At 44.4% G+C, this 17973-nt stretch carries 17 protein-coding genes; 16 read left to right on the forward strand and 1 reads right to left on the reverse strand.

Going from position 1 to position 17973, the window contains the following annotated elements:
* Nucleotides 1-30: 30 nt before the first annotated feature.
* Complete coding sequence (locus ACE01R_RS01605; RefSeq protein ID WP_395544479.1) at nucleotides 31-387, reverse strand: hypothetical protein; 357 nt, start codon at nucleotides 385-387, stop codon at nucleotides 31-33.
* A 534-nt stretch (nucleotides 388-921) separates the two neighbouring features.
* Between ACE01R_RS01605 and ndhC the strand changes: the two genes are divergently transcribed.
* The 16 genes from ndhC to ACE01R_RS01685 all read left to right on the forward strand — a co-directional run bounded on the left by ndhC (nucleotide 922) and on the right by ACE01R_RS01685 (nucleotide 17967).
* On the forward strand, nucleotides 922-1467 hold the full coding sequence (gene ndhC, locus ACE01R_RS01610) for an NADH-quinone oxidoreductase subunit A (protein WP_395544484.1): 546 nt from the start codon (nucleotides 922-924) through the stop codon (nucleotides 1465-1467).
* Between the two features lie 7 nt (nucleotides 1468-1474).
* Nucleotides 1475-2152 carry an NADH-quinone oxidoreductase subunit B family protein gene (locus tag ACE01R_RS01615; RefSeq protein WP_086199188.1) on the forward strand — a complete coding sequence of 226 codons (678 nt, stop codon included), beginning with the start codon at nucleotides 1475-1477 and terminating at the stop codon, nucleotides 2150-2152.
* An 87-nt stretch (nucleotides 2153-2239) separates the two neighbouring features.
* Nucleotides 2240-4027, forward strand: coding sequence for an NADH-quinone oxidoreductase subunit C/D (gene nuoC, locus ACE01R_RS01620; RefSeq protein ID WP_395544492.1), 1788 nt, complete (start codon nucleotides 2240-2242; stop codon nucleotides 4025-4027).
* Between the two features lie 14 nt (nucleotides 4028-4041).
* A complete protein-coding gene (gene nuoE / locus ACE01R_RS01625; protein WP_313033409.1) occupies nucleotides 4042-4551 on the forward strand; it encodes an NADH-quinone oxidoreductase subunit NuoE in 510 nt (169 codons plus the stop codon).
* On the forward strand, nucleotides 4548-5876 hold the full coding sequence (nuoF, locus tag ACE01R_RS01630; RefSeq protein ID WP_395544502.1) for an NADH-quinone oxidoreductase subunit NuoF: 1329 nt from the start codon (nucleotides 4548-4550) through the stop codon (nucleotides 5874-5876). The genes nuoE and nuoF overlap by 4 nt, the downstream gene beginning before the upstream one ends.
* A gap of 11 nt (nucleotides 5877-5887) precedes the next feature.
* Nucleotides 5888-8566, forward strand: a complete 2679-nt coding sequence (gene nuoG / locus ACE01R_RS01635) for an NADH-quinone oxidoreductase subunit NuoG (protein WP_395544503.1) — start codon at nucleotides 5888-5890, stop codon at nucleotides 8564-8566.
* Between the two features lie 3 nt (nucleotides 8567-8569).
* Entirely contained in the window at nucleotides 8570-9586 is a 1017-nt protein-coding gene (nuoH, locus tag ACE01R_RS01640) for an NADH-quinone oxidoreductase subunit NuoH (protein WP_395544504.1), read from the forward strand.
* 18 nt (nucleotides 9587-9604) lie between these two features.
* Complete coding sequence (gene nuoI, locus ACE01R_RS01645) at nucleotides 9605-10147, forward strand: NADH-quinone oxidoreductase subunit NuoI (protein ID WP_086196032.1); 543 nt, start codon at nucleotides 9605-9607, stop codon at nucleotides 10145-10147.
* The gene (nuoJ, locus tag ACE01R_RS01650) at nucleotides 10147-10665 is read left to right on the forward strand and encodes an NADH-quinone oxidoreductase subunit J (RefSeq protein WP_171521992.1); all 519 of its coding nucleotides are present in this window, start codon (nucleotides 10147-10149) and stop codon (nucleotides 10663-10665) included. The genes nuoI and nuoJ overlap by 1 nt, the downstream gene beginning before the upstream one ends.
* Nucleotides 10665-10973: an NADH-quinone oxidoreductase subunit NuoK gene (gene nuoK / locus ACE01R_RS01655; protein ID WP_004651041.1), complete on the forward strand. Its 309-nt coding sequence runs from the start codon at nucleotides 10665-10667 to the stop codon at nucleotides 10971-10973. The genes nuoJ and nuoK overlap by 1 nt, the downstream gene beginning before the upstream one ends.
* Nucleotides 10970-12865, forward strand: coding sequence for an NADH-quinone oxidoreductase subunit L (gene nuoL / locus ACE01R_RS01660; RefSeq protein WP_395544505.1), 1896 nt, complete (start codon nucleotides 10970-10972; stop codon nucleotides 12863-12865). Before nuoK ends, nuoL begins: the two co-directional genes overlap by 4 nt.
* Before the next feature lie 7 nt (nucleotides 12866-12872).
* A complete protein-coding gene (nuoM, locus tag ACE01R_RS01665) occupies nucleotides 12873-14477 on the forward strand; it encodes an NADH-quinone oxidoreductase subunit M (protein ID WP_395545206.1) in 1605 nt (534 codons plus the stop codon).
* 3 nt (nucleotides 14478-14480) lie between these two features.
* Nucleotides 14481-15974 (forward strand): NADH-quinone oxidoreductase subunit NuoN, encoded by a 1494-nt coding sequence (nuoN, locus tag ACE01R_RS01670; protein ID WP_395544509.1) that lies wholly within the window; start codon nucleotides 14481-14483, stop codon nucleotides 15972-15974.
* 122 nt (nucleotides 15975-16096) lie between these two features.
* Nucleotides 16097-16732 (forward strand): uracil phosphoribosyltransferase, encoded by a 636-nt coding sequence (gene upp / locus ACE01R_RS01675; RefSeq protein WP_092818846.1) that lies wholly within the window; start codon nucleotides 16097-16099, stop codon nucleotides 16730-16732.
* Nucleotides 16733-16815: 83 nt separating this feature from the next.
* Nucleotides 16816-17109 (forward strand): cold-shock protein, encoded by a 294-nt coding sequence (locus ACE01R_RS01680; RefSeq protein WP_395544510.1) that lies wholly within the window; start codon nucleotides 16816-16818, stop codon nucleotides 17107-17109.
* A 123-nt stretch (nucleotides 17110-17232) separates the two neighbouring features.
* Nucleotides 17233-17967 (forward strand): cold shock domain-containing protein, encoded by a 735-nt coding sequence (locus tag ACE01R_RS01685; RefSeq protein ID WP_395544514.1) that lies wholly within the window; start codon nucleotides 17233-17235, stop codon nucleotides 17965-17967.
* The last annotated feature ends 6 nt before the right edge of the window (nucleotides 17968-17973 follow it).

The following is a 17973-nucleotide window of genomic DNA, read 5'->3' on the forward strand; positions in this document are numbered from 1 at the left end:
AAAGCACCGAAACTGGTGCTTTTTTACGATTCATTCATGACTGGTGGCATCCGGTTCAATCAATCTTTTTCCCTGTTTTAAGCTGGCGAGTGCATCTGCGTTGAAATCTAGCAGTAAAGAATTGTTTTTTGGGTCAACTGCATAATGGCTAATTAACTTCTGGTCCCCATTTAATGTTTCGACCTTGTATTCATCAGCAACGTTTAAAATAGCCTCTAGATTGGTGGTTGCAGAAGCAAAGTCCTGACGGAAAAGATCATAAATATCACGCAGATCAAAAATAGCATCACGTGCATCTGGGTGTTTCTCAATATATCGTTCCACATGACGCACTAGCAGTTGGGCAAAAAAGAAATATTCCGATTCATGGGTATATTCTAAATTCATTATTATTTCTCCTGTATGTTCACTTTTAGAGTTTTAAATACAAATACCATAAACGTTGAAAGCTGTGTCAAGGTTTTGCAAAAAAGCCACAAGAATGAAAAAATGAAGTTTGTTGATAGGTAGGTAAAAAGTTGGAGTGGAGCTGAATATTGAACAAATAAAGCGCTGGGATCGCGAGTTTAGGCAAAAGTTAATGTTGTCATTATTTTTTAATCAAGAGCGTATTTAATCAAAATCCGGTTTTGAGTTTGAAAATAGACACACCAAATTGCGTAAAAAATCTTAATGTGAGAAAAACTCATAAAGATAATAATCTTTATTTAATAAAGCGATTAATGCTCTGTAGCAAGAGAATAAATGCAAGTTCAATGCTGAAATGAATAAAAAATCATCCAAAAGACTAAGGCTTATAAGCTAGCAAGTGAAATCATAAATCAGGTACAATTGGCGGGATTAATTTTGTGTTTGGTGTATTTGAAGGCCAATACATACATTCTTTGTTAATAAATTAGGCCTGCCAGGAGTTATCCCCGCATGAGTGCCATTACTCCATACGATTGGGCAATTATTGCCTTCGTGATCGGCGTTACATTTCTTTGTGTCTTTATGCTCACAGTTCCTTTACTCCTTGGGGGTAAATCATGGGGCCGTGCAAAGCAAGAGCAATTTGAGTCAGGTGTGGTAGGTGCTGGTGGAGCACGCATCCGCTTATCTGCAAAATTCTACTTGGTTGCTATTTTCTTTGTGGTATTTGACCTGGAAGCACTGTATCTCTACGCATGGGCTACATCGGTTCGTGAAGTAGGGTGGTTCGGTTTTACCACTGTTGTTATTTTTGTGGTCGATTTATTGATTGCTTTGATTTATGCCATTGCTGTAGGGGCATTAAACTGGGCACCAACCGATCGTCTTAAAGCAGCAGTTATGAAATCGAAAATTGGTTCACCAAATATGAACCTTGCCGACATTACGCGCTTCAATTCTATTGAAGAGTTGGTTGTTGATCCTACAGGTCAAATTCCAGCTCAATCATCTGGTCGTGTGAAAAAATCTGCGACTACATCATCTAGTAAGGAGTAACCCGGGAATGAAATATACATTAACCCGTGCGAATCCGGATGCTGATCAATATCCACTTCAAGAGCGTCAAATCGTTACCGATCCGCTTGAAGAAGAAGTGAATAAAAATGTGTTCATGACTCGTTTAGAGGATGTAATGCATACAGCTGTAAACTGGGGCCGTAAAAACTCTGTATGGCCCTTTAACTTTGGTACATCTTGCTGTTACGTAGAATATGCAACCACCTTGACCGGTGTGCATGATATGTCACGTTTCGGTGCCGAGGTTATTCGTGCTTCACCACGTCAGGCAGACTTAATGATCGTTGCAGGGACCTGCTTCGTGAAAATGGCACCTGTAATCCAGCGTCTATACGAGCAAATGTTAGAGCCTAAATGGGTGATTTCAATGGGTGCTTGTGCAAACTCTGGCGGTATGTACGACATTTATTCAGTTGTACAGGGTGTGGATAAAATCATTCCTGTCGATGTGTACATCCCGGGTTGCCCGCCACGTCCTGAAGCATTATTGCAAGCCTTAATGTTGTTACAAGACCAAATTCAATTAGAGCGCCGTCCACTTTCAGCGGTTATTGGTGATGATCTTCAGCCAGTGTATAAGCCAAAGATGCAGCCAGAACGTGACCGTAAGAATGCTGAACGTATTGCAGTGAAAAACTTACGCTCTATGGATGAAATTAAATAATCTGAGCGACAAAATATTGATGCACCCGGTCTGGGTGTAATTGTCGTTTAGATTGACTGAATTTGTATTAAATAGGAAGCCAAGCTAATGGCTGAAACTGACATTGCTATGCCAGAATCAACTCCAGTTGATTCACGCCCAGCATTTGCAATTATAGAAGAGCTCAAAACCAAATTTGGTGAGAACTTCTATGTGCAAACGACTTTTGAAGACTTTCCAACAGTCTGGGTTGAGCGCGCACGTGTACAAGAAGTTTTAATGTTCTTGCGCACAGTGTCACGTCCTTACGTGATGCTGTTCGACTTGTCTGCGGTAGATGAGCGTTTACGTACGCACCGCGACGGTTTACCCGCGTCTGACTTCACTGTGTTCTATCACTTGTTGTCGCTTGAACGTAATACGGATATTCGTATTAAAGTTGCGTTGTCTGAAAATGATGTAAACATTCCAACAGCAACCAACATTTGGCCAAATGCCAACTGGTACGAACGCGAAGCTTACGATATGTTCGGGATCAATTTCGAAGGGCATCCAATGCTCCGTCGTATCTTGTTGCCAACCTATTGGGAAGGTCACCCGCTACGTAAAGAATATTCTGCACGTGCCACTGAATATACACCGTATATGCAGAACCAGGCGAAGCAGGACTTTGAACAGGAACACCTTCGTTTCGTTCCTGAAGACTGGGGTCTAAAACGCGGTAACGCCGATGAAGACTTTATGTTCCTGAACTTGGGTCCTAACCATCCATCTGCGCACGGTGCGTTCCGTGTGATCTTGCAGCTGGACGGCGAAGAAGTAAAAGACTGTGTGCCTGATATCGGTTATCACCACCGTGGTGTGGAAAAGATGGCTGAGCGTCAAACCTGGCATTCATTCATTCCGTACACAGACCGTGTTGACTACCTGGGTGGTTGTGCGCAAAACATGCCTTATGTAATGGGTGTGGAGCAACTTGCAGGAATCACTGTTCCTGACCGTGCGCAATGTATCCGTGTCATGATGTCTGAATTGTTCCGTATCAATAACCACTTGTTGTATATCGGTACTGCAATTCAGGATGCCGGCGGTATGACCCCAGTATTCTATATGTTCGCTGACCGTCAAAAAATCTATGACGCCATCGAAGCAATTACCGGTTACCGTATGCACCCGGCATGGTTCCGTATTGGCGGTACTGCACACGATCTTCCAAACAACTGGCAACACCTCATTCGCGAAATCCTCGACTGGATGCCGAAGCGTATGAATGAGTACTACACTGCAGCACTGAAAAACTCTGTGTTTGTGGGTCGTACCCGTAATGTGGCTCAGTACGATGCAAAATCAGCATTGGCTTGGGGTGTAACAGGTACAGGTCTACGTGCAACAGGTATTGACTTCGACGTACGTAAATACCGTCCTTATAGCGGTTATGAAAACTACGACTTCGACGTACCGGTTGAATATGAAGGCGATGCTTATGCTCGTGTCATCGTTCACTTCCGTGAAATCGAACAATCACTGAAAATCATCAAACAGTGCTTAGACAACATGCCGTCTGGTGCGTACAAAGCAGACCATCCACTGGCTGTTCCACCACCAAAAGACAAGACATTGCAAGATATTGAAACCTTGATTACGCACTTCTTGAGCGTGTCATGGGGTCCTGTAATGCCTGCAGGTGAAGCATCTGTAATGGCGGAAGTGGTAAAAGGTGCGTCTAACTATTACTTGACTTCAGACAAGTCAACCATGAGTTACCGTACCCGTATTCGTACACCAACTTTCACGCACTTACAGCAAATGCCTTCTGTGATTAATGGCAGTCTTGTATCTGACTTAATCATTTATTTAGCGACAATTGACGTCGTAATGGCTGACGTGGATCGCTAAGGGGTAAACGCATTATGATGATTTTGACTGATAAAAAACCACGTGTGAATGTTGAAGGGATTTTGACTGTTGACGAAATCCATGAAATTGAACATCACATTGGTCACTATCCGTACCCACGTGCTGCATGTTTAGATGCGCTGAAGTGTGTACAACGCCGTAATGGTTGGGTTGATGACGCACAAATGAATGCAATTGCTCAACTGTTAAGCATGAGTGTTGCAGATCTTGAAGGTGTTGCGACGTTCTATAACCGTATTTACCGTCAACCGGTCGGTCGTCACGTAATTTTATTATGTGATTCAATCGCATGTTTCTTGATGGGTGCGGAAACTTTGGCAGAAGCATTCCAGCGTGAATTGGGTATCCAGTTTGGTCAAACAACTGCAGATGGTCGTTTCACTTTATTGCCAATCTGCTGTTTGGGTAACTGTGACAAAGGTCCAACCCTGATGATTGATCAAGACACGCATGGTTTGGTTGAAGTGACTTCAATTAAACAGTTATTGGAGAAGTATGTATGAATACTGAACCAAAACCAATTTATGGCGACGGTAACCCAGAAACTCACCCATTAACATGGCGTTTGAGCAAACAGGAACATGTTCGTAGTGCTGATGATTACGAAGCACTTGAAGGTTATGCTGGCTTTAAAAAAGCCCTCGGCATGCAACCGAAAGAAGTTCTTGAAGTGATTAAAGCTGCGACTGTAAAAGGTCGTGGTGGTGCAGGTTTCCCAGCAGGGATTAAATGGTCATTGATGGCGCCAAATGATGGCGGTCCTCGTTACCTGATCTGTAATGCCGATGAGATGGAACCGGGTACCTTTAAAGACCGTTTGTTGATGGAACAGCTTCCACATCAATTGATCGAAGGCATGTTGATTGCAGGCTATACGCTTGAAGCAACTCAAGGTTATATCTTCATCCGTGGTGAATACATCGAAGCGGCTCAGTACTTAAATGAAGCATTAGAGCAAATCCGTGCCAAAGGTTACCTGGGTGAAAACATCCTCGGTACAGGCTGGAACTTTGATTTACACGTGCATACCGGTGCGGGTCGTTATATTTGCGGTGAAGAAACTGCATTGATTAACTCGCTTGAAGGTCGCCGTGCCAATCCACGTACTAAGCCGCCATTCCCGCAAGTTGCAGGTGCTTGGGGTCGTCCTACGATTGTCAACAACGTAGAGACCTACAACAACTTACCAGCGATTATGCTGCGTGGTCCTGAGTGGTACGTTGGTTTGTCTGAAGGCAAATCAAAAGATCCAGGTACCAAAATCTACGGTGCATCGGGTAAGGTGAAATTCCCAGGTCTTTGGGAACTGCCATTCGGTACCACTGCGCGCGAAGTGATTGAAGAGCATGCCGGTGGTATGCGTGACGGTCTTAAACTGAAAGCGTGGTTACCAGGTGGTGCATCGACTGACTTCCTGGCAGCAGAGCACATTGACCTGCCGATGGATGCAGAAAGCATCATGAAAGCTGGTTCGCGTTTGGGTACCTGTCTGCTCATGGTGGTTGATGAAACCCAATGTATGGTTTCAGCAACGCGTAACTTAGAAGAGTTCTTTGCACGCGAATCATGTGGTTTCTGTACACCTTGTCGTGATGGCTTACCTTGGGCTGTGAAAGCGCTGAAAGCACTGGAAGATGGTACAGGTAAGAAAGAAGATATCGATCACTTACAAGAACTGACTCGTAAGCTTTGGATTGGTAAGACTTTCTGTGCCCACGCTCCAGGTGCAATGGAGCCGCTTATGGGCGCACTCAAACATTTCCGTGGCGAATTTGAAGCGAAGGTAGTCAATGCCGCAGCTCAAGTTAGCAACGTAGAACAAGCTTAAGGAATTCGACTATGGCTACAATTCATGTCGATGGCAAATCGTACGAAGTCAATGGCTCAGAGAACTTGCTACAAGCATGTTTGTCTTTGGGTATTGATATTCCGTACTTTTGTTGGCATCCATCCTTAGGTTCTGTCGGTTCTTGCCGTCAATGTGCTGTGACTCAATACGCGAATCCAGAAGATACGCGTGGTCGTTTAGTCATGTCATGTATGACGCCAGCGGCTGACAACACCTATATCTCGATTGAAGACAAAGAAGCGACTGACTTCCGTGCTTCGATTGTTGAGTTTTTAATGACCAACCACCCACATGATTGTCCTGTGTGTGAAGAAGGTGGTCACTGTCATTTACAAGATATGACAGTCATGACTCAGCACGACCGTCGTCGTTACCGTTTCACCAAACGTACACATTACAACCAGGAGCTTGGCTCATTCATTTCGCACGAAATGAACCGTTGTATCGCGTGTTACCGTTGTGTGCGTTACTACAAAGACTATGCTGGCGGTACAGACTTCGGCGTGTATGCTAACGCATCACGTGTTTACTTTGGTCGTCCAGAATCAGGCACTTTAGAGTCTGAATTCTCGGGTAACCTGACTGAAGTTTGTCCAACAGGTGTATTCACCGACAAAACTCACTCAGAACGCTATAACCGTAAGTGGGACATGCAGTATGCGCCAAGCGTATGCCAAGGCTGTTCTTCAGGCTGTAACATCTCTCCGGGTGAACGTTATGGCGAGCTTCGTCGCGTGGAAAACCGTTTCAATGGTGACGTTAACCAATATTTCCTTTGTGACAAAGGTCGTTTTGGTACAGGTTATGTGAACCGTGCAGACCGTCCACGTCAGCCACAATTCCGTGATGGTGCGAATGTAACGACTGTTTCAGTTGATACAGCACTTGATACTGTGATTGAAAAAATCCAAGGCAAAAAAGTTCTCGGTATTGGTTCACCACGTGCATCGCTTGAAACCAACTTCGCGCTTCGTGAGCTTGTGGGTCAAGACAACTACTCAACCGGTATGGCACAAAAAGAGCAAAGCCTGGTTGAATTGGCTGCATCGATCATGCAAACCGAGGGTGTTTATAACCCGACCATGCGTGAAATCGAAAGCTATGATGCAGTGTTGATCTTAGGTGAAGACTTAACGCAAACTGCACCACGTATGGCATTGTCTGTTCGCCAGGCTGCGAAAAACAAAGCCAAAGAAATGGCGGCAGAACGCCGTACCCAAGAATGGTTGGCTGAACCGGTACAACGTATTGGTCAGGATGCAAAATCTCCAATCTTCATTCTTGCTGCGACTCAAACGCGTTTAGCGGACGTTGCTACAGGTGAAGTGGTTGCTTCTCCAAATGATATTGCTCGTTTAGGCTTTGCGGTTGCTGCGGCAGTTGCAGGTGAGGCGGTTACTGGTCTTGATGACGATGCAAAAGCATTTGCTCAAACCATTGCTGATACCTTAAAAGCGGCGAAAAAACCATTGATCATCTCTGGTACAAGCTTGCAAGACGCTGCCATCATGGAAGCTGCTGCACAAGTGGCACAGAACCTGGGTAATGCTGGCTTAACATTGACTGTTCCTGAAGTGAACTCGATGGGCTTGGCAATCTTCGGTGGTAACAGCCTTGAGCAAGCATTTGCGCAAGATTACGACACTGTAGTGATTGTGGAAAATGACCTTTACCGTCGTTTACCAGCTGCACAAGTCAATGCTGCACTTTCAGGCAAAGACGTGATTGTTTTGGATCACTCTGAAACTGAAACTGTGAAGAAAGCGGATATCGTGCTTTCTGCTGCAAGCTTCGCGGAAGGTGATGGTACTGTGGTATCGCAAGAAGGCCGTGCACAACGTTTCTACCAGGTGTATGACCCTAGCTACTACAAACCTGAACTTGCGATCAAAGAATCTTGGCGCTGGTTACATGCCATTGAAACTGGTGTGAAAGGCAAAGCGATTTCCTGGACCTTGCTTGATGATGTGATCGAATCGGTTGCGAAAAATGTTCCAGCACTTGAAGCAATTCAGGATGTTGCACCAGATGCGGGTTACCGTATCCATGGCTTGAAGATTGCACGTGAACCACGTCGTTATTCAGGTCGTACCTCTATGCGTGCACCATTGTCTGTTCATGAGCCTAAACAGCCAATCGATGTCGATTCTGCATTAACGTTCTCTATGGAAGGTTATGTGGGTAATGAAACCCCATCTTCACTGGTTCCATTTGCATGGTCTGCAGGCTGGAACTCTCCACAAGCCTGGAACAAATTCCAGGATAACGTGGGTGGCCACCTCAAAGGCGGTGATTCAGGTATTCGTTTATTTGATCGTTTGGCTAAACGTCCTGTACGTACTTTCGTTGCTCCGGCACCGGTACTTGCAAATGCTGAAAGCTTCCGTTTAGTGCCAATGCATCATATCTTCGCTTCTGGTGAATTTACTGTGAAAACTCCGGCCATGGAATCACGTATTCCTGCTGCCATGTTTGCAGTTGGTGAACAAGATGCTGCACGTCTAAACGTTCAAGATGGTCAAAAAATTACTGTGAAAGCAGGTGAGGCAACTATTAGCCTTCCAGTTCAAGTGATTGAATATTTACCTACGGGTTATATCGGTTATCCAATTGGTCTTGCACCAACGGTTTCACTTGCAGAGCCTGTATCCGTCGCGGTAGGAGTGTAATTCATGAATCAAGAAATTATACGTCAAACACCGCTATGGGCTGAGAACTGGCCAATCGCTTATTCTGTGATTCAAGCGATTGTGATCTTGCTTGTAGTGGTGCTTGTCGCTGCGTTGATGTCATTCATCGAACGTCGTTTACTTGCATTATGGCAAGACCGTTACGGTCCAAACCGTGTTGGTCCCGGGGGGATGTTCCAGATCGTTGCCGACATGCTGAAAATCATGTTCAAGGAAGACTGGACGCCTAAGTTTGCTGACAAATTGACTTTCCGTTTAGCACCTGCAGTTGCCATGGCAACTGCGGTACTTTCGTTCATGGTGATTCCTGTAAGTCCAACAATGGGCGTAGCAGACATGAGCATCGGCCTGTTGTTCTTTATGGCAATGGCTGGTATCGCGGTATATGCAGTGTTATTCGGTGGCTGGTCTTCAAATAACAAATATGCGTTATTGGGTGGTCTACGTTCTGCAGCTCAAACCATTTCTTATGAAGTGTTCCTGGGTATCTCGCTGATGGGTGTGGTGGCAATTGCCGGCTCATTCAACATGCGTGAAATTGTTGAAGCACAACGTGATGTATGGTTTGTGATTCCACAATTCTTAGGTTTCCTGATCTTTATCGTTGCAGGTGTTGCAGTAACTCACCGTCATCCATTTGACCAACCGGAAGCTGAGCAAGAATTGGCCGAAGGTTATCACGTCGAATACGGCGGTATGAAATGGGGTATGTTCTTCGTTGCGGAATACGTCAACGTGGTTCTTATTTCAGCATTGATCGTTACTTTATTCTTCGGTGGCTGGTTAGCGCCATTCAACTTAGAAATTCCATTTATTCCACCAGTATTCTGGTTCATTATCAAAACAGCATTCTTTGTGATGATGTTTGTCTTGGCTCGTGGTTCGTTAATGCGTCCACGTTACGATCAGGTGATGAACTTTGGTTGGAAAATTTGTTTGCCATTGGCGTTGGTCAACTTGTTGGTGACTGGTGCTGTGATTCTGATGAATCAGGCCTAGGACAGCAGGGAGTACAAAATGTATAAAATTCTAGCTGGATTCGGGTCAATCGTACGTTCATTGTGGATGGTATTCAGCCACGTGACACGTAAACGTGACACTATTCTTTATCCAGAAGTGCCAGCTGAACAAATTGTTCCGCCGCGTTTCCGTGGTCGTATTGTATTGACACGTGACCCAGATGGTGAAGAGCGCTGCGTGGCATGTAACCTGTGTGCGGTTGCCTGTCCGGTTGGCTGTATTTCTTTACAGAAAGCAGAAAAAGAAGATGGTCGCTGGTATCCGGAGTTTTTCCGTATCAACTTCTCGCGTTGTATTTTCTGCGGTATGTGTGAAGAAGCTTGTCCAACGACAGCGATTCAAATGACACCAGATTTCGAGTTAAGTGAATACGTTCGTCAAGACTTGGTCTACGAAAAAGAGAACCTGCTCATTTCAGGTCCTGGTAAATATCCTGACTATAACTTCTACCGTGTAACCGGTATGGCAGTGGCAGGTAAAGATAAAGGTCAGGCACAACGTGAAAGTGCACCAGTTGACGTACGGAGCTTATTACCATGATGTGGCCATTTTATTTGATGGCACTCGTGGCCATTGTTTCTACGGTTCGTGTGGTGACTAACGCGAATCCTGTGCATGCTTTATTAAGCCTGATCGTGTCCCTCCTTGCTGTGGCAGGAATGTTCATGATCGTTGGTGCGCCATTCGCTGGCGCACTAGAAATTATTGTTTATGCTGGCGCGATCATGGTGTTGTTCGTGTTTGTGGTGATGATGCTAAATCTTGGTCAACATACGGTTGAACAGGAACGTAAATGGCTGACTTCATCTGCATGGGCATATCCAGCATTGATGAGTTTCCTGATGGGTTTGGTGCTTGTCTGGATGCTTGGTTCGGATTACACAACAGCAGGTCCGGTGATGGGCACTAAAGTTGTGGGACCTAAAGCTGTAGGTACAGCGCTCTTTACTCACTACTTACTATTGGTAGAAGTTGCCGCAATGTTATTGCTTGCAGCCCTCGTTGCAGCATTCCACTTAGGTAAACGTGAACCAAGTGCAAAAGAGGAAAAAGAATAATGGGCAACATTCCTTTAGAACACGGTTTAATCGTTGCAACCATTCTTTTTGCACTGGGTTTTTACGGTGTAATGGTGCGACGCAACCTACTATTTATGTTGATGAGCCTTGAAATCATGATGAACGCAGCGGCGCTTGCGTTCGTTCTTGCAGGTAGTGCATGGTTACAGCCAGATGGACAAATCATGTTCATCCTGATCTTGACCCTTGCAGCTGCAGAGGCTTGTATTGGTCTTGCGATCGTCCTTCAGTTCTACCATCGCTTCCATCATTTGGATGTGGATGCTGCTAGTGAGATGCGCGGATGAGTTATTTATATTTAACAATTTTATTTCCGCTCATTGGTTTTGTCCTCTTGGCGGCGGGGCGCAATAAGCTTCCTGAAAATGTGGCAGCCATTATTGGTGTGGGTTCAGTCGGTTTATCTGCTTTATTTGCACTGATTGCTGGCATGGGCTTTGTAGACAATGGTTCAGTAGCTCAGGTTCAACATCTTTGGACCTGGTTCAATGTCGGTGGTTTTGCACCAGGCATGAGCTTGCACCTGGACGGTCTGTCATTACTTATGACTGGCATGATCACAGGTGTGGGCTTCCTGATCCACATCTTTGCATCATGGTACATGCGCGGTGAAGAAGACTTCGCACGTTTCTTCTCTTACTTCAACCTGTTCGTAGCAAGCATGCTGTTACTGGTATTGGGCGATAATCTGGCGTTATTGTTCTTAGGTTGGGAAGGCGTAGGTCTTTGCTCTTACTTGCTGATTGGTTATTACTATCAAAACCCGGAAAATGGTTTTGCAGCAATCAAGGCATTTACCGTAACTCGTATCGGTGACGTATTCTTGCTGATTGCATTGTTCCTGATTTTCCAACAATTCGGTACTTTGCATATTGGTACAATCGTTGCCAATGCACCTCAAGTATTAGCGGGTGACCATTCACTTGCGATCTGGACATCGTTAATGTTGTTCTTGGGTGCTGCCGGTAAATCTGCGCAAATTCCATTACAAACATGGTTGGCAGACGCAATGGCAGGTCCTACACCTGTTTCTGCGTTGATCCATGCTGCAACAATGGTAACTGCAGGTATTTACCTGTGCTGCCGTATGTTCTCCGTGTTTGAAATGACACCAGAAGTGATGATGTTCATCTCGATCACTGGTGCAGTAACACTGATTGTTGCTGGTTTTGCTGCCTTGGTTCAAACCGACATCAAACGTATCTTGGCTTACTCAACCATGAGTCAGCTTGGTTATATGTTTATGGCAGTAGGTGCTGAAGCATACCAGGCGGGTCTGTTCCACATGCTTTCACACGCATTCTTCAAGGCATTATTATTCTTGTCTTCTGGTGCAGTGATTCTAGCTTACCACCACGAACAAAACATTTTCAAAATGGGTGGTTTGTTCAAACATAACAAATTCCTGTTTGCCTGCTTTGCGATTGGTGGCGGTGCGTTGGCTGCCATTCCATTCTTGACCATCGGCTTCTTCTCTAAAGATGCCATCCTTGGTGCAGTTTGGGCACAAAGCCACATTGCAAATCTTCCTGTATATAACTGCTTATACTGGACAGGTGTTGCGGGTGCATTCTTAACCTCAATCTATACATTCCGTTTAATCTGGGTTGTATTTTTTGGTAAAGAAAACACGCCTTATCACGAAATCAAAGGTGCAACTTATTGGGCGCCATTGGGTATCTTGGCGGTACTTTCAACTGGCTTGGCTTACTTCTTGAAAGCACCAGTAGAAGCTGCATTAACCAAAGCCAATATTCCAGCTTTTGTTATTCCTGAAGCGCTTGAAGCAGGTGTACATGGTGCTGAATATACAGCTGTGGGTATTGCATTGGCTGGTCTTGTGGTAGGTATCGTATTATTTGCCTTTGCTTATAATGCAGTGAAAGGTTTTGCCCGTACTTCACTTGGTGCTGGTCTTGCCAATATCTGCCGTAATGCACTTGGTTTTGATGCGTTGTATAACATCGTATTTGTAAAACCATATTTGCTTATCGCGAAAATTTTAGGTCGTGATCCAATTGATGGTTTGTGGTTAGTGCTTCCTGCCATTGTTAAAGGTGGTCATAGCTTCACCAGCTCACGTCAAACAGGTTCATTGCGTGAATACGCATCAAGTATGTCACTCGGTGTAGTGGTATTGCTGATGATCCTGATCGTGATTCAGGTAGTGGGGAAATAAGATGGAAATCACAAACAACTGGATTTTACCCGCGCTGATCCTCGTACCGTTCATTGCAGGTTTTATTTGCTGGATCGTCGACAAGCTCGACGACAAACTACCGCGTTACATTGCGTTATTCGGTATGCTCATTACTTTGGGCTTAACTGTTGCGCTTTGGAATTCCGGTACTTATCACTATGAACTCGGCGCAAAAGTTCCAACTTGGTCTGCCGAATTCATGCTGCCTTGGATTTCAACCCTCGGCATTAACATTCACCTTGCGGTGGATGGTCTTTCACTGCTTATGGTCGGCTTGACTGCATTACTGGGTGTACTTGCAGTGGGCTGTTCATGGGGTGAGATTCAAAAGAACGTTGGTTTCTTCCACTTAAACCTTTTATGGTCTTTGGGTGGTGTGATCGGTGTATTCCTTGCGATTGACTTGTTCCTGTTCTTCTTCTTCTGGGAGATGATGCTGGTACCAATCTACTTCCTGATTGCCTTATGGGGTCATAAGGGAGCAGATGGTAAGTCACGTGTTTATGCTGCGACCAAGTTCTTCATCTATACTCAGGTAGCAGGTTTGATCATGCTCATCGGTATCCTAGGCCTTGTGGTTTACGGTTACATGATGACTGGCATGATCGGCTTCGATTACAATTACTTGTTAGGTGTAGCGAATACGCTTGATGCACAGTTGCCATCAGTGGCTTATGCCTTGATGATCTGTATGTTCATTGGTTTCGCTGTAAAACTTCCAGTGTTCCCATTGCACGGCTGGTTACCAGATGCCCATGCTCAAGCACCGACAGCTGGTTCTGTCGACTTGGCAGGTATCCTGATTAAGACTGCTGCATACGGACTACTTCGTTTTGTTATGCCATTCTTCCCGGCGGCTTCTGCACAGTTTGCAGATATCGCGATCATTTTCGGTTTAATCGGCGTGTTCTACGGTGCCTGGTGTGCTTTCCAGCAAACTGATATGAAACGTTTGTTGGCGTATACTTCAATTTCACACATGGGCTTTGTATTACTTGCACTTTACGCAGGTAATATCCTGACTTTCCAAGGCCTAATGATCATGATGCTGGCACATGGTTTGTCATCTGCTGCCTTGTTCATTATGTGTGGTCAAGTGTACGAGCGTGTTCATACGCGCGACTTGCGTTTAATGGGGGGGATGCGCGGTCAATTCCCGTACCTTGCTTTCTTCCTGATGTTCTTTGTTGCTGCACTTGTCGGTATTCCAGGTTTAGGTAACTTTATTGGTGAATTCCTGATTTTGATGGGTTCGTTCAACAAATTCCCAACCTTCACCATTGTGGCAGCGACCAGCTTGGTATTGGCAGGTCTTTATGGCTTGATCCTGATTCACAAAGCATTGTTTGGTACGCCAAATGAAGAGCAAAAACAAAATTATACAAGCCCATTGAAAGACTTGAATGCGCGTGAGATTGTTATTTTGTTAGTGTGTGCTTTTGGTCTACTATGGCTCGGTATCTACCCACAAAACTTCCTTGATATTTCAAATTCAAGCATGGCGTGGTTAGCAAACAGCTATATCCCAGTTCAAGAAGTTGTAGATGCGACTCAACAGGTCGTATCTCAACAAAATGTGGAGATCCAATAAGCCATGAACTTCACAATGTCATTTTCTGAGCTTATGCCATTAGCTCCTGTGATGATCGTGGCTTTAACTGCGATCGTAGTGATGCTTCTTATTGCAATTAAACGTAACCATAATTTAATTGCAACTGCCTCTGTAGTTGGTTTGAACCTTGCTGCAGCATATGTCCTGATTGCAATGTTCGGTGGTGCTTTTGCACCGTCGAACGTGATGGGCATGTTTATGCTTGACCCATTTACCTTGCTTTACCAATTGGTCATCCTGATTGCTGCACTGGCTTGCTGTACCTTGTCACATGCTTATATTGAAAGCTATCAAGATAACCGTGAAGAGCTGTATATCTTGATGCTGTGCTCGGTAGCGGGTGCAATGCTGATGGTTGCAAGCTCGCACTATGCATCTTTCTTCATTAGCCTTGAGTTGATGTCGATTCCTGTATACGGTCTTTTGGCTTATACGCACCAGCGTTCACAATCTTTAGAAGCGGGTATTAAATACCTGGTTCTTTCAGCAACTGCTTCTGCAATGTTGTTGATGGGTATGGCATATATTTATGCTTATACTGGTTCATTGTCTTTCTATGACAATGTTCAGGCGTTGATGCAAGCCATCAAACAGCCAATGGTGATTTTAGGCCTAGGCTTAATTATCTTTGCTGTTGCATTCAAATTGTCTCTTGCACCATTCCACAAATGGACACCAGACGTTTATGCAGGTGCGCCAGCACCAATCGCAACATTCCTTGCTACTGTGGCTAAAGTGGCAACCATTGGTTTGTTTGTACGTTATTTACTGGCTTCAGGTGCAATCCTGATAGATTCAATCGTAACCATCATCACGATTATTGCGGTGCTTTCTATCTTGGTAGGTAACTTCCTTGCAGTACGTCAAGTCAACTTGAAACGTATCCTGGGTTACTCTTCAATTGCACACTTTGGTTATTTGCTGATTGGTTTAATCAGCATGACTTATGCAAGCCTGGGTAACGTATCTGTTTATGTGATCACTTATGTGTTGACGACGATCGGTGCATTCGGTGCTGTCGCGTTGATGTCTAGTCCGTATAACAATGCAGATGAAGCACAAAGCTTGGCAGACTACCGTGGTTTGTTCTGGCGCCGTCCAGTATTGACTGCAACCTTGACTGTGATGATGTTATCTCTTGCGGGTATTCCATTGACTGCGGGCTTCATTGGTAAGTTCCTGGTAGTGATGGCTGCGGTAACAACTCAGCACTGGTTCCTTGCTGCAATGATCGTGGTTGGTTCAGGTATCGGTCTATACTATTACCTGCGTGTGATGGTGGTGATGTACATGACTCCGCCAGATACACCACGTATTGATGCCGACAAACATTGGGGTCAAAAAGTGGGTGGTATTATGGTGCTTGCTGCTGCATTGGCTGTATTGGTGATTGGTGTTTATCCTGATCCAATCATCAAATTGGCGCTTCAAGCAGAGATTTTATCTCCATTGCATTTCATGCTATCTCAACAGTAATCTAAAAAAACTATAAGTTTTTTCGAAAAAGCCTCCTTTCATAGGGGGCTTTTTGGTTTATAAGAGATATAAAAAACATTTATAATAGCTGAAATTTTATCTCATCTTTTAGGTGCTCTCCCGTGGCTATTCATGAAATCCGTCATCCGCTCATTCGACATAAACTTGGTTTGCTACGTCGTGCAGACATTAGTACAAAAAATTTCCGCGAACTAGCGCAAGAAGTGACCATGCTTCTGACTTATGAAGCCACCAAAGACTTACCAATGTGTGAGCATGAAATTGATGGCTGGAATGGCAAAGTTACTGTAGATCGCATTGCGGGTAAAAAAATTACCGTTGTGCCAATTCTACGTGCCGGTATTGGCATGTTAGATGGTTTCCTGAACCTGATTCCAAGCGCAAAAGTATCTGTACTGGGTCTTGAGCGTGATGAAGAAACTTTGCAAGCACGTACTTACTATAAAAAATTGGTACCCGATGTACAAAACCGTTTGGCGATGATTATCGACCCGATGCTGGCAACCGGTTCTTCATTGGTTGCAGCCATTGATGTATTGAAGGCGAGCGGCTGTAAAGATATCCGTGTCATGGTTTTGGTTGCAGCCCCTGAAGGCATTAAAAAAGTAGAAGAAAAACACCCAGACGTGACCATTTTCACGGCATCTATTGATGACGGTCTCAATGAAAATGGTTATATCGTTCCGGGTCTTGGTGATGCGGGTGATAAGATCTTTGGTTCAGTGCAAAAAGACTGATCCTTGAAGACAAATTAAAAGAGGCTTCAGGCCTCTTTTTTTATATACTGTAGACATGGCATTTTTGAGCATAGGGCAGCAGCATGAAAGATGAATTACATCAGGGTAAAATCAAAAAGTATGACCCTGAAAAAGGCTTTGGTTTTATTGGTTCGGCTGAAGGGGATATTTTCTTTCATATTTCAGATTTCCCTGCGGCAGAAGGCGAACCGAAACGTAATGAACGGGTAAAATTTGTAGCTGTTAAGAATGGTGACAAGTACAAGGCCGTTCGTATAGAACGTGTTGAAGATCATTCAGCAAAAGCGAAAAAATCAAAAGTATCTACGCATAATAAGTCGATTACATCTGCCTTGTTGTCAAATTTTAGAGGCTGATTACTCTGGTTTTTATTACAGCATGATGATGTTTAGAATTACTTTTGCAGATGATCGGAAAAGAGGCTTTTTAGCCTCTTTTTTATTATAATAAGAAAAAATATAAATGAAAAAGAGTGTTTTATGTTGATTCAGGGGAAAGTCAAAACCTATAACGCAGAGCGTGGTTTTGGATTTATTGCAGTAGAGGAAGGCGAAGTGAAAGATATTTTCTTTCACATTAAAGATGTTCCCAACAGCAGTATCGAACCTAAAGTAGGGGAGAACTTAAAATTTATCATTGTGGAGGATGACGGTAAGTTCAAAGCAGATCGTATTGTGCGACTGGACATACAGTCTGCTTCAGCGGATAGCATCGCTGCCCCTCCAGCAGGTGCAAAAAAGAAGACGGCTTCACCACGTTACAAGAAAGCTGGACATAAAAGTCAAATCTTGTCAGGCATTGCAGTGATCATTCTGGCAGTGCTTGTTGTGACAGGTTATAGCAAATATCAGGATTATCGCACTGCTGAGCAGCTGAAAGCGCAACAGCTAATCATGGAACAACAACGTATTGTGTCAGAGCAGCGAGAAGCCCTGGGTGATTTACCAGAAGAAGTTCTGTCGGAGCAGGGGCAGCGCAATCTAGCGGGTGAAACTTACAATACCAATAAACCGCGCTCGGAAAAAATTAGTGCCAGTATTGATCAGCAAAATGGGGTGAGATTAGCAACAACACAATTTAAATGTGATGAACGGCAACATTGCAGTCAAATGAGTTCAAGAGCAGAAGCCGTTTGGTATGTGCAAAATTGTCCCAATCATAAAATGGATGGTGATGGTGACGGCATACCCTGTGAAAATGATTCACGTTGGTAATAAAAA

It is taken from the genome of Acinetobacter sp. BSP-28 (assembly GCF_044130285.1).
Classification (GTDB): Bacteria; Pseudomonadota; Gammaproteobacteria; order Pseudomonadales; family Moraxellaceae; genus Acinetobacter.

Bases quoted from the DNA above. Each gene is read 5' to 3' on its own strand.
- ACE01R_RS01605 (WP_395544479.1), bottom strand. From the start codon at position 387: ATGAATTTAGAATATACCCATGAATCGGAATATTTCTTTTTTGCCCAA.
- ndhC (WP_395544484.1), top strand. From the start codon at position 922: ATGAGTGCCATTACTCCATACGATTGGGCAATTATTGCCTTCGTGATC.
- ACE01R_RS01615 (WP_086199188.1), top strand. From the start codon at position 1,475: ATGAAATATACATTAACCCGTGCGAATCCGGATGCTGATCAATATCCA.
- nuoC (WP_395544492.1), top strand. From the start codon at position 2,240: ATGGCTGAAACTGACATTGCTATGCCAGAATCAACTCCAGTTGATTCA.
- nuoE (WP_313033409.1), top strand. From the start codon at position 4,042: ATGATGATTTTGACTGATAAAAAACCACGTGTGAATGTTGAAGGGATT.
- nuoF (WP_395544502.1), top strand. From the start codon at position 4,548: ATGAATACTGAACCAAAACCAATTTATGGCGACGGTAACCCAGAAACT.
- nuoG (WP_395544503.1), top strand. From the start codon at position 5,888: ATGGCTACAATTCATGTCGATGGCAAATCGTACGAAGTCAATGGCTCA.
- nuoH (WP_395544504.1), top strand. From the start codon at position 8,570: ATGAATCAAGAAATTATACGTCAAACACCGCTATGGGCTGAGAACTGG.
- nuoI (WP_086196032.1), top strand. From the start codon at position 9,605: ATGTATAAAATTCTAGCTGGATTCGGGTCAATCGTACGTTCATTGTGG.
- nuoJ (WP_171521992.1), top strand. From the start codon at position 10,147: ATGTGGCCATTTTATTTGATGGCACTCGTGGCCATTGTTTCTACGGTT.
- nuoK (WP_004651041.1), top strand. From the start codon at position 10,665: ATGGGCAACATTCCTTTAGAACACGGTTTAATCGTTGCAACCATTCTT.
- nuoL (WP_395544505.1), top strand. From the start codon at position 10,970: ATGAGTTATTTATATTTAACAATTTTATTTCCGCTCATTGGTTTTGTC.
- nuoN (WP_395544509.1), top strand. From the start codon at position 14,481: ATGAACTTCACAATGTCATTTTCTGAGCTTATGCCATTAGCTCCTGTG.
- ACE01R_RS01680 (WP_395544510.1), top strand. From the start codon at position 16,816: ATGAAAGATGAATTACATCAGGGTAAAATCAAAAAGTATGACCCTGAA.
- ACE01R_RS01685 (WP_395544514.1), top strand. From the start codon at position 17,233: ATGTTGATTCAGGGGAAAGTCAAAACCTATAACGCAGAGCGTGGTTTT.